Source organism: Streptomyces sp. NPDC001068 (genome assembly GCF_042897315.1).
GTDB lineage: Bacteria > Actinomycetota > Actinomycetes > Streptomycetales > Streptomycetaceae > Streptomyces.
Window position 1 is genome coordinate 63,614 of the sequence record NZ_JBIAYD010000008.1, and the last position, 14,270, is coordinate 77,883.

Consider the following 14,270-nt stretch of genomic DNA (forward strand, 5'->3'; position numbering starts at 1 on the left):
AAAGTGACGGCACCCGGCGTGTGAGGCCGCCCGGGGCCCGGCCGTCCGTCCGAGGATCCGACAATGAGAACGGATGACCAACGACTCGTGACGGCCGCGGTCGTCCTCCTCATGACGGGCGCCTTCCTCATCCCGCCCGCGAAGGCCGCCCCCGCGGCCCTCCGCACCGGCACCGGTGTCCGCACCGGCCACAGCACCGGCACCCATGTCCGCACCGGCCTCCGCTCCCGCCTCGGCACCGGTCTCCGCACCGACCCCTACTCCGATCTCCGCGCCGGCCTCGGCACCGACCCCTACTCCGATCTCCGGGCCGGCCTCGGCACCGACCCCGCCCTCGGCACCGGACACTGCGCCTTCGGGCCGCTCAGTCCCCCGTCCGCCGGGGCCTCCGCCGGCCGCTGGACCGCGCCCACGGTCCACTACCGGCTCTCCGCCGGCTACTCCGCCGAGGGCCGTCACTGGAGACACCGGCACACCGGGCAGGACTTCGCGGTCAAGGCAGGCACCCCGGTGTACGCCGTCGGACCGGGCCGGGTCGTGACCGCGTCCTGCGGCGACGGCTACGGCAACCAGGTCGTCCTGCACCACCCGGACGGGTTCTACACCCAGTACGCCCACCTGTCCGTCATCAGCGTCCGCCCCGGCGACATCGTCCGGGCCGGCCGGCGCATCGGCTCGGCCGGCTCGACCGGCAACGCGGACGGCCCCCACCTGCACTTCGAGGTCCGCACCGGCCCCGCCATGGGCTCCGCGGTGCCCCCGCTGCCGTGGCTGCGCCGGCACGGGGTGCGCGTGCCGCCGTGACCGCGGCGCCACCGCCACGACCCCGGCCCTCGCACAGCAGTCCAAGATGCCCACAACGGGCAACTCGCCCTGCCCGAGCGGCCAGACTGCACCCCATGGCACGTCTGAGGTTGCTCCTGGTCGCCGCGCTGGCCGCGCTGTTCCTGTTCCCCGTCTCCCGCCCGGAGACCGCCCGGCCCGCGGCACCCGGCCCGTTCGGGGCGTACCTCGGTTACGGCGCCGAGGGCGTGCGCCGGGTGAGCGCGCTCGGCAGCTGGCTGGGCCGCGACGAACCCCGGGTCGGGCACACCTACCTCCCCGGTGACGTGTGGCGGAACATCGAGGGCGCCCCCGGCTTCGTCCGGCTGTGGGCACAGTGGCGGCGGGCCGCGCCGGACCGGCTCCTGGTGCTCAACGTGCCGATGCTGGAGGGGACCGAGGCGCACCTGCCGGACGCGGAGGTGCGCCGCCGGCTGCGTTCCGGTGCGGCGGGGGACTACGACGGTCACTTCCGGACACTGGCCCGGCGGCTGGTGTCGGTCGGCGCGCCGGACACGGTGGTGGTGCTCGGCTGGGAGATGAACGGGGTGACGTACACGCACCGCTGCGGACCGGACCCGGCCGCCTGGAAGGCCTACTGGGCGCGGATCGTCACGGCGATGCGGTCGGTGCCCGGCCAGCGGTTCCGGTTCGACTTCGCGCCCAACCGCGGGCGGGACGCAATCCCCTGGACCCGCTGCTACCCGGGGGACCGGTTCGTCGACGTCATCGGCATGGACGCCTACGACTCCCCGCGCGGCCTGCCCTTCGCGGAACAGGTGACCGAGCCGTACGGGCTGCGGGCGCAGGTCGACTTCGCCCGCGCGCACGGCAAGCCGGTCTCCTACCCCGAGTGGGGGCTCTTCGAGAACGGCGACGACCCGGCGTACATAAGGGGCATGGTGGAGTGGTTCGCCGCCAACCGGCCGCTGTACCAGACCATCACCGACTACTGCCCGCACGGGGTGTGGGGCTGCCGGGGCAACCCCAGGTCCACGGCCGTCTACCGGTCCCTGATGAGGAAGTAGGGATCCTCACCCCTCCGGGACCGGCCGCCGCCTCCGCCATCTCGACCGCACGGGGACGGCGACCAGGACGAACAGGCAGGCGAACACCAGACCGGCCACCAGGTCACCCACGTCGTGCAGCAGCTTCCCCGTGGAGAACCCGTGCCCCAGGACGGCACCGACGGCGAGAGACACCACGGCGACGACGAACTTGGTCATCGGGAGGGTCACGAGCACGAAGGCCACGTGGGCGAGCGAGGTGTTGCGCCGGAGTGTGCGCGCGAAACGCCGCCCGCCCGTGTCCTTTTCGGCCATGGCCGGATTATGACATCAGGAGGAGTTCGCGCTCGACGGGCCGAAGAACTCGATCTCGGCGATGGCCACCTGGGTCTTGGGCGAGGCCTGGTAGGAGGACTCGACGGTGAACCTGACCGAGAGGACGTTCTGCGCGCGGAAGTTGCGGGTCTGCCCGCCGGGCACCTGGTCGAGGACGATCTCCCGGGTCTCCGTCTTGCCGTCGGACGTCTTGATGACCGCCTCCATCCGGTGCGGCAGGGCCGACTTCTTCAGCTGGTCGAAGTGGTTGGACTCGCCCGAGGTGACGATGACGTTGAGCAGGCGGGTCGGCTCGTCGAAGCGGGCCTCGACCCACTCGCCCTGGCCGCCCTCGTTCACACCGGGGCCCCACCAGGTGTTGCTCAGCTTGTCGAACATCAGGTCCGGCTTGTGACCGGCGTAGGAGCGGGACGCGCTGACCTTGTCCGGGGAGACCGAGGCGCGCTTGGCGAAGTGGTCGCGGGTGGCGCTCACCGCGTTCGGGATGTTGATCGCCAGCACGGTGACCAGGGTCAGGGCGACGGCCGCACCGATCCAGGTCAGCACGCGGTCGAAGGTGCGGCGCAGCCGGGGACGGTCGCCGGCCCAGGGGGTCTCCCGGTTGCGCCAGTCGAAGATGCGGCGCCACCACGGCCGGCGTGCCGTGGCGGCGTCGGGTCCGCCGCCGGCCATGGGCATCGCGCAGCGGGTGCAGAAGTGGCGGTCGGGGCGGTTGGGAGTGGCACACCAGGGACAGGGCGTGCCGCCGTGGGCGCCGAGGTCCTCGCCGGGGGCACGGACCGTCTGCGGCCGCTGGGGTGTGGGGCGGCCGGGCAGGACGGGGCTGACGGAGGCGGGCGCCGGTGCGGGCGGCGTGGGGTCCGTCACGGGGATGAGGAGACGGCGGGCTCGGTCCTGCTCGTCCTCGGTGGGACCCTGCGGCTGCGTGGGCTGGGGAACGGTGTCGGCGGCCCGCGGGGCGGGCGCGGGGATGGGAGTGGTCTCCGCCGTGGGAGAGGTCACGGCGGGTGCGGGCTGGTCGCGCTCACGCGACGGCAGCCGCGCCTCCGGGTCGGCCTCACGACCCTCCCGGGGCGCGGCCGTGGCCGTGGCCAGCGCGTCCCGGCGGGCGAAACCGTCCCAGACCGGGGCGGCCGGAGCCGGAGCCGGAGCGGGAACCGGGGTAGGGGCAGGAGCCGGAGTCGGGGTCTGAGCCGGGGTCGGGATCGGGGTCTGAGCCGGAGCCGGAGCCGGGGTCGGGGTCGGGGTCGGCTCAGGGGTGGCCGACTGCTTCGGGGCGTCTTCCCCGGTGACGGCCCAGGTCAGTACCGAGCCGCAGGCGTCGCAGAAGGACTGCCCCGGGTCGGCGACCGTGCCGCACTCCGTGCAGTTCCGGTTGGTCGTCATTGCTGCGGGGTCCTTTCGGCGGACGGAGAAGATGCGGTCACCTGGACCGTGTAGGGCATGTGCGCGGGGCGGGCGGCCGCCACGAGGTGTTCCAGGCGGACCTCGTCGGCCGGGGTGGGGGAAGGCAGCGCGAGGTGGACGTGCAGGCCGGGGCGGGGCCGGCCGGGGAAGGAGCCCAGCGGCCGGGCGTTCCACTCGGCGCCGCCGCTCTCCGTGATGTCCGGGGTCACCCCGAAGGCCAGGCGGACCGTCTCGGACAGCCCCAGCCGGGTGCCCCGGATGCGGTGCAGGTAGGCGGCCGCCGCCACGGCCGCGCGGAGCAGCGGTTCGGATTCGGTGCCGTCCGTCTCGGCGCCGACCCAGGTGCCGAGCCACTCCGCGAAGTCCAGCGGGGCCAGCGCCGGGTCGAAGTAACTGGGCAGGCAGTCCAGGGCGTTCGGGATCGGGGCGATCACGTCGTCCAGGCCGGCGACGAAGCGCAGCGCCAGGTCGTCGTCGGCGAAGACCGCCGGGAGCATCGCACCGATCGGGACGGAGGAGCCGAGACCGTCGATGGAACCTCTCAACGGACGACTCCCATCCGGTCGTTCGCGGTCATTCGCCGATCACCCGGACCCGGTGGTCGTAGGAGAAGACCAGGGACGGGGCGTCCAGGTCGATGCGGTCGGTCGGGTCGCCGCGCTTGCCGGTGAGCGGGTCGGCGGGGTGCAGCACCACCTCGTCGACGAGCTCGATGCCGGGGACGCGCTGCAGCACCGCGAAGACCTCGCCCGACTGCACGGGACGCCCGAACCGCCAGCCCTTGCCGTCCGCGCCGCCGGTCAGCGGGTCCAGGTGGCGGTAGAGGGCGTCGTGGGCCTGGCGGCGGACCCGGTCGACGTCCACGCCACGGAAGGCGTGGACCGTGGCGACGACCGTGACGCCCTGGTAGAAGGGCGGCCCGACCGCCAGGCGGGTCCCGATCAGGCGCCGTTCGTCCAGGTAGCGGGTGATGCGGTCCAGCAGGGCGTCACCGGGGACCAGCTGCTCGAACCGGAGCCGGCCACCGGGGTCCGGAACCGCCTGCGGCACCACCAGCACCCGTACCGCGTACGACCCGTGCTCGCTCTCCTCGCCCTCCAGGCAGGTGATCCGGGCCGTCTCGGGGGCGGCGCGGCGAGCCAGTTCCTCGTAGTCGCGCAGGGTCACCGCACGCTCCTGGGCGCGCAGCGTGATCGGCGCGCGGACCTTCGCCTCGGCGACCGTCTCGCCGTCCACCCCGCCGCGGGCGGCCTCCCGGTTGACGACCTCCGCCACGTACGGGATGGAGGAGCGCAGGATCTGCACGGCCCCGCGGGCCACGTTGCCGTCCCGGCCGCCGCCCGTGCGGTAGCGGCGGGCCCGGATGACCGCGCCCTTCGGGGCCACCGTGCCGTACTGGCGCAGCGAGCCGTCCGGTTCCCGGACCGCGGGGCCGAAGGCGATCTCACCGGTCGTCGCGTCGAGGGTGAGGTGCCGGTCCCGCGGTCCCGAGGCCGCGAAGTGCGGGACGACCTGCCAGTCCACCCAGCCGCCGTCGCCGTCGTGTTCGGCGGTCTGCAGGAGCAGCGGCGGGGTGTCCCCGACCACCGGGGCGTGGGCGAGCCGCAGGCGCTGGCCGGGCAGGCCCGTCGACTCGCCGAGCGCCTCGTCCTCCACGGTCTCCGCGTGCACGGCGCGGGTGGTGCCGCCCACCGTGCAGGCCTCGACGAACCTGACCGTCGGGGAGGTGGTGTAGAAGGGCTGGTCGGCGCGGGGCTCGGTGACCCGGCAGCGCAGCCAGCTGGCCTCCAGGCCGCCGTTGCGGGACAGCACGTGACCGCCGGGGACGTGCAGCACCACCTCGCCCGGCCGGTTCAGGCCGCCGGTGCCGTCCCGGTCGACCTCGCACTCCTTCCAGCCGTCCTCCGTCCACGCCTCCCAGACCAGCGGCGGCTGCCGCGGGTCCACGCCGACACCGTCGACCCGGCTGTCCAGGTCCAGGGCGACCGCGCAGTGCGGGACGGCGGCGGACAGGCCGAGCAGCATGCAGTCACCGGGGTTCGGCGACTCGGTGAAGCACAACAGGTCCTTGCCCTCGGCGAGTTCGTGCGTGAGGTCGACGACGGCCGAGCCCTCCTGCTGGCGCAGCAGGTGCCGCAGCTCGCTCGGCACGACGGTCAGTTCACGCTCGGTCGCGAAGACCACCGCCTCCTGGGTCTCGGTGCGGCGGGTCGCCACCTCGGTGCCGACCGGCACCGGGACCGGTTCCTCCTGGGCCGCCGACAGCCAGAACGTCACCTCCGTGCGGGCGGCGGACGGCGGGAACAGGGTGATGCCGACCAGGTCCAGGAAGGCCAGGTGGTTCTTCTCCGGGACCCGGTTGAGGCGGTACACGATCTGGTCGGCCATGTGCGCGACCGTCTCCACCAGTGTGATGCCGGGGTCGGAGACGTTGTGGTCGGTCCACTCCGGGGCGCGCTGCTGGATGTAACGCTTGGCGTCGTCGACGAACTGCTGGAAGCGGCGGTCGTCGAGGTTCGGGGAGGGCAGGGCCATCGGGATCAGCGGTCGCTTTCGGAGGAGTCCGAGGAGGCGGGGGGCAGGTCCGGCTCGTCGTGGGAGGGGATGACGTAGAAGGGGAACACCAGGCTGCGCGGGTTGTTGGTGCCGCGGATCGAGTAGCGGACGTCGATCATCAGCACGCTCGGGTCGGCGCCGGTGGTCACCTCCACGTCCTCGACCTCGATCCGGGGCTCCCAGCGGTCGAGGCTCGCGTGCACCTCGTGCTGGATACGGCCGGCGGTCTGTTCGTTGACCGGCGCGAAGACGAGGTCGTGGATGGCGCAGCCGAACTCGGGCCGCATCGGGCGCTCGCCGGGGGCCGTGGAGAGGATGAGGCGGATGGCCTCCTCCACCTCCTTCTCCCCGCTGACCAGGGCGATGCCTCCGGTGGGGCCGATACGCAGGGGGAAGGACCAGCCGGAGCCTACGAACTGCTCTGCCATGTGTGTTCCTTCGAGTTCGGGGGCGTCTCAGATCTGTCGGTCGTCTCAGAAGGGCGGAGGCAGCGGCAGGCCGTTGGCGCTGCCCTTGCCCATGAGCAGATAGGTGGCGCCCTTGATGCCGACGTTGAGGGCCGCGGTGAGCTGGACCGTGGCGCCCGCGGTGAGCGAGGCCGCACCGCCCGCCGTCATGTTCACGGCGCCGCCGGCGGTCATGGAGACCGCGCCGCCCGCCTTGATGTCGACGAGTGCCGCACTCCGCAGGGACAGCGGTCCCCCGCTCGTGATGTTCAGCGCGCCCCCCGCCTTCAGGGACAGGTCGGCACCGGCCTCGACCGACACCGACCTGCTGCCCTTGATGGAGACGCTGCCCTTGCTGTCCACGGTGATCTCGGTCTTCTGCCGGTCCAGGAAGACGGTGAGCCTGTCGTCGCCGCTGGCCAGCCGGACGCCCTGTTTACGGCCCCGCTGGTCGAGCAGGTCCATGCGGTTGCCGGTCCGGTCGGAGACGGTGTGCCGGGTGGCCCGGCCGCGCATGCCGTCGTGCAGCGGCACGTCCTTGACCCGGGTCGGCTTGTCCTTGCCGTTGTAGAGGCCGCCGATGACGTACGCGTGGTCGAGGGCGCCCCGGTCGAAGGCGACGAGCACCTCGTCCCCCACGTCCATCGGGAACACTCCGCCGCCGCGCACCCCGCCCCACTGCATGCTCCGCGTCCAGTCGCTGACGTAGGTGTCGTCCAGCCACGGGAACTTGAGCTTCACCCGCCCCTGCTGGAGCGGGTCCTGCACGTCGGTGACGAGGGCCTGCGCCACGCTCAGCTGCCGGTCGGTCCCGGCGTCCGAGGCGCCGCCGGAGGCCACACCGTACAGGGACCGCCACTGGCGGCCGCTGACCGTCACCCAGGTCTCGTAGTGTTTGGCGTCGCCGAAGACGTGCCGTACCGAGGTGACCGTGTACTTCCCCTCGAAGGGGTCGCCGACGTCCGCGAGCGCCACCGGAACCCCCGGCCGCAGCTTCGGGTTGCCCCGCACGACCACCTCCACCTCGGCGAACGTCGAGGTGACGTCGTCGGAGAGGGCGTCGGCCGCGAACTTCACCTCGGACTGCTTGTCGTACGGCGTGCGCGTCTCGACCAGCTTCGTCGTCTTGAACTCGCCGGCCGCCGCGCCCGGGGTGGTGCCGATGCTGTAGCTCGTGTTGGAGGCAGGGGTCACGGTCGCCGTGAGCGTCTTCTTCGTCCGCACGTCCCAGCCCCGCGACTCGACCTTGTTCACCTGGTCGGAGGCGGTGACCGCGGTGCGCAGCCGCAGGATGTCGTGCCCGGCCTCCAGCACGAACGGGCTCTTGTCGCCGTCGGTCTGCGGCGACGGCGCCCCGGAGGCGCTCTTCTGCTTCACGAACTGGAACTTGCCGTCGGCGTCCACCGACATGACCATCTCGTTCTCGTCGGCGAGCCTGGCCAGGAAGTCCCAGTCGGTGACGTTCGACTGGGAGATGAACTCGTAGACGGTCTTGGTGGCCTGGATCCGCCCGATCGGCACCCCGTCCTGCGCGGCCAGCTTGCGGGCGATGTCGGAGGCGGTCTGGTTGCGGTAGGCGACCACCCGGCGCTGCCGCATCAGCCGGAACCCGTAGTCGTAGCCCCGGACCACCGCGTAGCTGCCGGTGCCGTCGTACTCGGCCTCCATCCCGGTGACCTCGCCGGTGAGCAGCGGGTCGCCGGTGCCCTGGCCGTCGGACACCGGCGTGATGACCACCGGGGTGCCGAACTGGACGCCCAGCTTGCCCAGCAGTTTGCGCCCCGGGTCGCGGAAGGTCAGCTGGAAGGCGGCGGGCACCCCGACGCCCTGGTCCACGTGGGCGTCGACGAGATACCGCCCGTACTCCGAGGTGGCGGTCAGTTCCTTGCCGCCGATGACGACTTTGACGACGTTCGAGAAAGCGTGCTTCACCATCAGGACCGCACCTCCTCGGCGGCCGGCAACACCAGTTCCGTCCCCGTGGGCAGCCACCCCGGGTCGTCGATCCCGTTCGCGTCGGCGATGGCCCGCCAGGCGGCCGCGTTGCCGTACTCCCGCCAGGCCAGCGACTGCAGCGAGTCCCCGGCCACGACCCGGTGCACGCGCTGCGCGGTGAGCGCGCCCGAGGTCGGGTTCTGGCCCGCGGTCTTGCTCGGGATCTCGTGCAGCTGGAGCCGGCAACTGGCCCTGATCGGCATCCCGCTGGTCCCGAACAGCGAGTAGGAGACGTCGACGGAGGCCACGTACGCGGTGAAGTGGGCGGTCGAGAACGAACCCCACTGGAACACCACCCAGGGCGGCGACGGCTGCTTGGCGGCGATGCTCTTGCCGGTGACCTCGCAGCAGGCCAGCAGCGACTCCACCTTCTTCATCACGTCGTTGCTGTCCGGGTCGTCGGACCGGTCCAGGAAGATCTCCACGCTCATCTGACGCGGGTGGGTGCCGAGGAACTCCGGGAGCGCGCCGTCCCGTTCGATCGGCGCCGCCGACGACTTCCAGTCCGCCCGGCGGCCGATCGACAGCTCCGCCGGGTTGAACTCGAACCCGAACGTCTTGATGATGCCGCCCGGGCTGGTGCTGGTGCCCACGGGCGGTTCATGGATCGCGAGGGTGGCCCGTACGAGGCTCTTGCCGGCGCCCCGGCTGCTCCTGGCCATGATGTCTCCGTCCGCCTCTGTGTCAGTCCGTGAAGCCGTGGTGGGCTATCTCCAGGACCTCCGTGGCCACGGACGGATTGCCCGCGTCCAGGGAGGGCCCCTGCCAGCTCACCGGCAGCACGTCCAGCAGCCCCCACCGGGCCACCTCCGAACCGTCCGCGCGCAGCGCCGTGATCTGCCCGGTGGGCCGCTCGATCCCCGTCTGCACGGACGAGATCCACTTGGCCACCTTCGAGGTGTCCGGGGTGAGGGGACGGGTCAGCCGGATGTGGGAGAAGGTGACACGGGTCGGCAGCTGCCACACGAACCCGTTGTTGCCGCCCTCCTGCCGCTGCTCGATCTCCACCTGCGACGACAGTCCCTCGCACCCGTTGAAGTAGCCGAGGTCCTCGCCGTCGATGGAGAGGCTGAACCAGACCGTGGTTCCCGGGTCCTGGCGATCCATCGGGGGCCTTTCTGTGGGGTGGGTGCGCTGAAGTCGTGGTCAGGGGCGGAAGTCGCGGAGCTTTCCCACGCGTTCGCGGTCGCGGCGGAGTTCGGTGCGGACGTGCCGGGTGATCCGGTCGATGATCCGGTGGACCAGGGCGTCGACCTGGAACTCGGTGAGGGCACGCGGATCGAAGCCGCCCGCCTCGACCGCCGAGTACCCGGGCGGGGGCTCCTCGGCCGAGGAGCCGGACGACCCGGACGACCCGGACGATCCGGACCCGGAGCCGGGGAACGGGGGTGGCGGACCGTTGGGGTGCGGCGGCTGCCGCTCGGCCCGGGTCACCGTGGCCTTGGGACCCGCGACGGTGACCGGCGGCTCCTTCACGGCGGTGACGGGGAGCGCGTCGCGCTGCACGGTCGGACGGCCGAGGGGCGCGACCGGGAGCGGCGCGGTGGCGGAGATCGGGGTGGTGGCGCGCAGGGCCACGGGGTGCGCGGGTGGCGTGGCGGTGCCGGCCCGCCCGACGGGCGACGCGGCGGGAGGAGCCACCGCCCGCTGCACGAAGGGGGACCGGGTGACCGGCCCGGGTCCGGCGACGGACGGCGGCGCGGTCGCGGGCGGGGCCGGCAGCGGACCGCGCGGAGCGGCGGCCGGGCGACCGCCCGCGGCATCGGCCGCGGCACGCTGGACGAAGGGGGGCATCGGCGAGGGACCTGGCGTGGCGGGTGCGGAGGGAGACGGGGTCGGCGGCTTCACCGGAGCGGCGGGGGCGGGTCCGACGGCCTCGGGCGCCGGACCCGGCAGACCTGCCGCGGCGGCCCGCGGTTCCCGCCGGGGCGCTTCGGAAGCCGGACCGGGGACGGTGGCCGGCCGGTCCACGGGGCCGCCCGGGGCCTGCCTGCGCTGCACGGGCGGAACCGCGGCCCCACGACCGGCCGGCTGCGCGGGAGCCGCGCTCGCGGCCGGACCGGCCACGGGGGCGCCGAGACCGAGGCGGGGGGCACGGGCCGCGGTCGGCACGGCCCGCTGCACGGGGGCCGGGCCGGACGGAGGACCGGACGGCGGACCGGACACCGGTGCGGACGTCGATACGGGGTCGGACGTGGTGTGAGTCGACGTGGTGGGGGTGGACGTAACGGGGGACGGCGGCACGGAGGTCGGCCCGGTCGTCGCGGCCGGGACGTCCGCCCGCGCACGCGCCGGGGTAGGGGCAGCGGATGAGGAGGGCACCGAGGCGTTCCCCGTCGTCCGCCGCCGCTGCACGGTCGCGGCCGTTCCGCCCCCGCCGTCCCTGCCGCCGTCCGTCACCGAGGCACCGGCCGGACCCGCGACGGGAGCGCCGAGACCCGGGCGGGGGGCGCCGGGAGCCGGAACCCCGGCCGGGGACGACGTCGAACTGCCGGACGGCATGGCCCGGTCGGGCCCACGCGACGGCATCGGCACGGCAGCCGGAACGGCATCGGGGACGGCCGGGTTCTCCGGAACCCGGCGCTGCACGGTCGTCCCGCGGCCACGGATCGCGGCCCGAGGGGCCGCGGCGCGCTCACTCGGTGACCCGGCGGCAGGCGCGGCCTCGGCGGCGGTGCCGGTCACCGGCGGCGGTGCGGGGCTCGCCGTGGCCGGGCGGTGCGGGACGGCGGCGGTGGCTTCCGTACGGCGCTGGACCGGGGGCAGCGTCCCGGCGCCGGACATGCCGGAGGGCCCACCACGGTCCGGGGACTCGGTGGAGGGCGCGGGCGTCGGGGACGGCGGGCGCGGAGATGCCGGCGCGGGCGGGGAGGACGGCGCGCCCCCGGGCTTCCGCGTTCCCCCGGGATCCCGGGGAACCTCGGGAGCCGACACCGCGGCAGCGCCAAGGGAGCGCTGTACGACGGCCGGTGCCGGTGCCGTCACCGGGTCGGTGCCTACGGAGGTACCACCGCCGCCGCCCGGGGGCGAGGGCCGGCCGTCGCTCACCGCCGGCTCCCCGGCGTCGGCCGCGCGCCGTACGCCTCCGGTTCGGTCGCCCTCGCCGGACGGCGGCACCGCGCTTTCGGTGGCCGGCCTCCTGGGTGCCGACGGCAGCGTCCGCCGCTGCACGGCCGTCACGGCCGGGCCCACCGGCGCGTGGGTCAGGGCGCCCCGGCGAGCCGGGACGGGCGGCGCGGCCGCGACCCGCGGGCCGGTGGCCGGAGCGGGCGCGACGGGAAGCGACTGCGGCGCCCATGCCACCGGCACGGCTGCCGGAGCGACGGCCCGCTGCACAGCCGGCACCGCCCGCGTCCCGGCCCCTGAGTTCCTCGGGACGCCGGGTGCCGCGGAGGCCGACGGGGCGGCGGAGACCGGCGAGCCGGTGTTGGCCGGCGAGCCGGTGGAGGCCGGCGAGCCGGAAGAGGAGGAAGAGGCGGCGGCGGACGCCGACCGGACCGACGGGGCCGAGGAGACCGGCCCGGCGGAGGGTCCCGTGGGAGCCGAGGAGGCGGACGAGGCGGACGGTGTGGCGGACGCCGACGGGACCGAAGGCGCCGGGGACGAGGACGCGGACGGCGTGCTCCCCCCGCTTTGTACCGTTCCCGCGCCCGCTCCGGCCGCTGTCGGCCCCGCGGTCGCGCCACCAGCGGGTCGCCCCGCCGACGGCACCCGCTGCACCGCCACGGCCCGCTGGACCGCCGCACCGGCCGAACCGGCGGACCCGCTGCCACCGGCCGAACCGGCGGACCCGCTGCCACCGGCGGACCCGGACGACCGCACGGCACCCGCCGTGGTCGTAGCCGCGGTCCCGGACGGGACGGTGCCGGGACTCCCGGCACCGGAGGCGGCCGGGCGCGTGGAGGCCGCCGGGCGCGTGGACGTGACCGGGCTCGCGGAGGCGACCGGCCTCGCGGCCACCGCAGGAAGGGCACCCGGACGACTCGCGGCGGCCGGGCTCGCCGGGGCGGCCGACCTCGCGACCACCCCCGGAACGGCACCCGCACCACCGGCGGAACGCCCGCCGCCGGCCGGGCCGGCCGGGGCGGAAGGTCCCGGCGCCGAAGCCGGGCCGCCGGTCGCGGCCGGCGTCGCCGACGGTGCCCGTACCGCCCGCAGCGGCACCAGAGGGACGGTCGACGCCCGGCCGGCGACCGGGCCCGTCGCGGCGGCCGGGCCGGCCGGGCCGGACACCGGCAGCCGCTGCACCGGGCGTTCCAGGCCGGACACGGCTCCCGTGCCCGTCAGGCCGGTGCGGCCGCGGCCGGACAGGCCCGCGCTCGACTCGCCGTCCAGGACCGCGTGCGAACGCGTGCCCATGAACGACGGGTTCTGCCAGGTCGGCAGCCTGCCGCCGAACCCGGAGTCGGCGACCGGTCCGCCGGCCCGCCCCAGCGCACGCTGGATCGGCGGCAGCCCGGACCAGGCCGCCGCCACCACGGGTGGCGCCGCCTGCGCGGGTCGCGGCGTCTCGACGACGGCTTCGGGCGTGCTCTCCGCCGCCCCGCGTCCCCGCATCCGTTCCCACAAGCCCACTTGCTCAGCCCTCCGCCCCTGCGGAGGACGCCCGGGTCACCAGGGACGCGATCTCCGCCGTGTACCGGCGGCGATCGGCGTGCTCCAGGTCCAGGATGTCCTCCAGGCTCCAGTGGAAGTGGTAGGCGACGTACGCGATCTCCTCGTGCAGCCGGTCGGTCGCGTACGTCACGATTCCCCCAGGCGGCTCCCGCCGAGTTCCACCTCGAAGGGCTCCGAACAGTGCGGGCAGTTGACCGCGGCCCGGGTGTGGCCCTCCGCGTTGATCTGCCGGTAGAAGTCCTGCAGGAACGCCAGGTCGGAGGCGAACATGTTCTCCACCACCCCGTCGTGGACGAAGGCGAGCGTGCCCAGCCGGGTGATCACCCGGCCGAGCAGCACCACCGACAGGAACGCGGGGTTCTCCTGGACGCGCACGTCCCGCAGCGGGATCAGTTCGTCCCGCGCCGTCGACAGCCGCATCACGCCGTCGCGGTGGACGGTGCCCTGCTCGTCGACGTACCCGCGGGGCAGCTGGAACGGGAACTCCGTGCGCAGCACCTCGACGGGTGTCTCCGGTTGCTGAGGGGCCTGGGGCGCGGGCTCCTCCGATGCGAGCGGCGCGCCCACGCCCTGGGCCCTGACAGCCGAACGCCTCATTACTCGATGACCAGTTCTTCGAACGTGATGGTCACCGACTCGGTCAGGGCGGACGCCTCGCCCGCCTTGACCGTGCTGGTGTCGATCTTGCTGCACCAGGCGTTGCGCAGGTTGTAGCGCTTCACCGGGTTGTTCTCGAAGTCCATCATGATGATGGAGGCGTTCTTGCGGGCCGTGGCCATCTGGCCGTTGATCGACTCGTTGATCCACTGGGTGAACGACGAGGACTGGGTCATACCGCGTACGACCGTGCAGGTGCCGTTCTTCTTCACGCCCGGCAGGTTGCGGACGTGGTTCTTCCCGTCCGGCGTGTTCTGCTGGTAGGTGATGACGTCCTGCTCCATCGTCATGCCGCTGACCTCGGCGAGGTACTCGACCATCACGCCGTCGATCTGCAGGCCGAAATTGTGCGATGTGAGGGCGTCACCCGGCTGGAGACTCATGTGTTACTGCCCGTTCTTCTCAAGATGCCTGGAAAATAAGGGGT

Annotated in this window: 14 protein-coding genes; 2 read left to right on the plus strand and 12 right to left on the minus strand. The window is 74.0% G+C overall.

Annotated elements, in window-relative coordinates:
- Positions 1-63: 63 nt before the first annotated feature.
- Positions 64-804, plus strand: coding sequence for a M23 family metallopeptidase (locus ACFY3I_RS22855; protein WP_390862276.1), 741 nt, complete (start codon positions 64-66; stop codon positions 802-804).
- A 95-nt stretch (positions 805-899) separates the two neighbouring features.
- Positions 900-1,850: a glycoside hydrolase family 26 protein gene (locus ACFY3I_RS22860; protein WP_390862277.1), complete on the plus strand. Its 951-nt coding sequence runs from the start codon at positions 900-902 to the stop codon at positions 1,848-1,850.
- Positions 1,851-1,856: 6 nt separating this feature from the next.
- Here ACFY3I_RS22860 and ACFY3I_RS22865 read toward each other — a convergent pair whose 3' ends face one another.
- The 12 genes from ACFY3I_RS22865 to ACFY3I_RS22920 form a co-directional block, all read right to left on the minus strand.
- Entirely contained in the window at positions 1,857-2,144 is a 288-nt protein-coding gene (locus ACFY3I_RS22865; RefSeq protein ID WP_390862279.1) for a hypothetical protein, read from the minus strand.
- Between the two features lie 15 nt (positions 2,145-2,159).
- Positions 2,160-3,551 carry a zinc ribbon domain-containing protein gene (locus ACFY3I_RS22870; RefSeq protein WP_390862281.1) on the minus strand — a complete coding sequence of 464 codons (1,392 nt, stop codon included), beginning with the start codon at positions 3,549-3,551 and terminating at the stop codon, positions 2,160-2,162.
- Entirely contained in the window at positions 3,548-4,117 is a 570-nt protein-coding gene (locus ACFY3I_RS22875; protein WP_365292952.1) for a phage tail protein, read from the minus strand. The genes ACFY3I_RS22870 and ACFY3I_RS22875 overlap by 4 nt, the downstream gene beginning before the upstream one ends.
- A gap of 28 nt (positions 4,118-4,145) precedes the next feature.
- The gene (locus tag ACFY3I_RS22880; RefSeq protein ID WP_390862283.1) at positions 4,146-6,107 is read right to left on the minus strand and encodes a putative baseplate assembly protein; all 1,962 of its coding nucleotides are present in this window, start codon (positions 6,105-6,107) and stop codon (positions 4,146-4,148) included.
- 5 nt (positions 6,108-6,112) lie between these two features.
- Positions 6,113-6,556 carry a GPW/gp25 family protein gene (locus ACFY3I_RS22885; RefSeq protein ID WP_360480399.1) on the minus strand — a complete coding sequence of 148 codons (444 nt, stop codon included), beginning with the start codon at positions 6,554-6,556 and terminating at the stop codon, positions 6,113-6,115.
- Positions 6,557-6,601: 45 nt separating this feature from the next.
- On the minus strand, positions 6,602-8,509 hold the full coding sequence (locus tag ACFY3I_RS22890; protein ID WP_390862285.1) for a VgrG-related protein: 1,908 nt from the start codon (positions 8,507-8,509) through the stop codon (positions 6,602-6,604).
- Entirely contained in the window at positions 8,509-9,231 is a 723-nt protein-coding gene (locus ACFY3I_RS22895; RefSeq protein WP_362170606.1) for a LysM peptidoglycan-binding domain-containing protein, read from the minus strand. Before ACFY3I_RS22895 ends, ACFY3I_RS22890 begins: the two co-directional genes overlap by 1 nt.
- 22 nt (positions 9,232-9,253) lie before the next feature.
- Entirely contained in the window at positions 9,254-9,676 is a 423-nt protein-coding gene (locus tag ACFY3I_RS22900) for a phage tail protein (protein ID WP_093500599.1), read from the minus strand.
- Between the two features lie 39 nt (positions 9,677-9,715).
- Positions 9,716-10,363 (minus strand): hypothetical protein, encoded by a 648-nt coding sequence (locus ACFY3I_RS22905; protein WP_390862287.1) that lies wholly within the window; start codon positions 10,361-10,363, stop codon positions 9,716-9,718.
- A gap of 2,785 nt (positions 10,364-13,148) precedes the next feature.
- Entirely contained in the window at positions 13,149-13,316 is a 168-nt protein-coding gene (locus ACFY3I_RS22910) for a DUF6760 family protein (RefSeq protein ID WP_365292943.1), read from the minus strand.
- Positions 13,313-13,783 carry a hypothetical protein gene (locus ACFY3I_RS22915; RefSeq protein WP_365292941.1) on the minus strand — a complete coding sequence of 157 codons (471 nt, stop codon included), beginning with the start codon at positions 13,781-13,783 and terminating at the stop codon, positions 13,313-13,315. The genes ACFY3I_RS22910 and ACFY3I_RS22915 overlap by 4 nt, the downstream gene beginning before the upstream one ends.
- On the minus strand, positions 13,783-14,226 hold the full coding sequence (locus tag ACFY3I_RS22920) for a phage tail protein (protein ID WP_351494137.1): 444 nt from the start codon (positions 14,224-14,226) through the stop codon (positions 13,783-13,785). Before ACFY3I_RS22920 ends, ACFY3I_RS22915 begins: the two co-directional genes overlap by 1 nt.
- Positions 14,227-14,270: the final 44 nt, after the last annotated feature.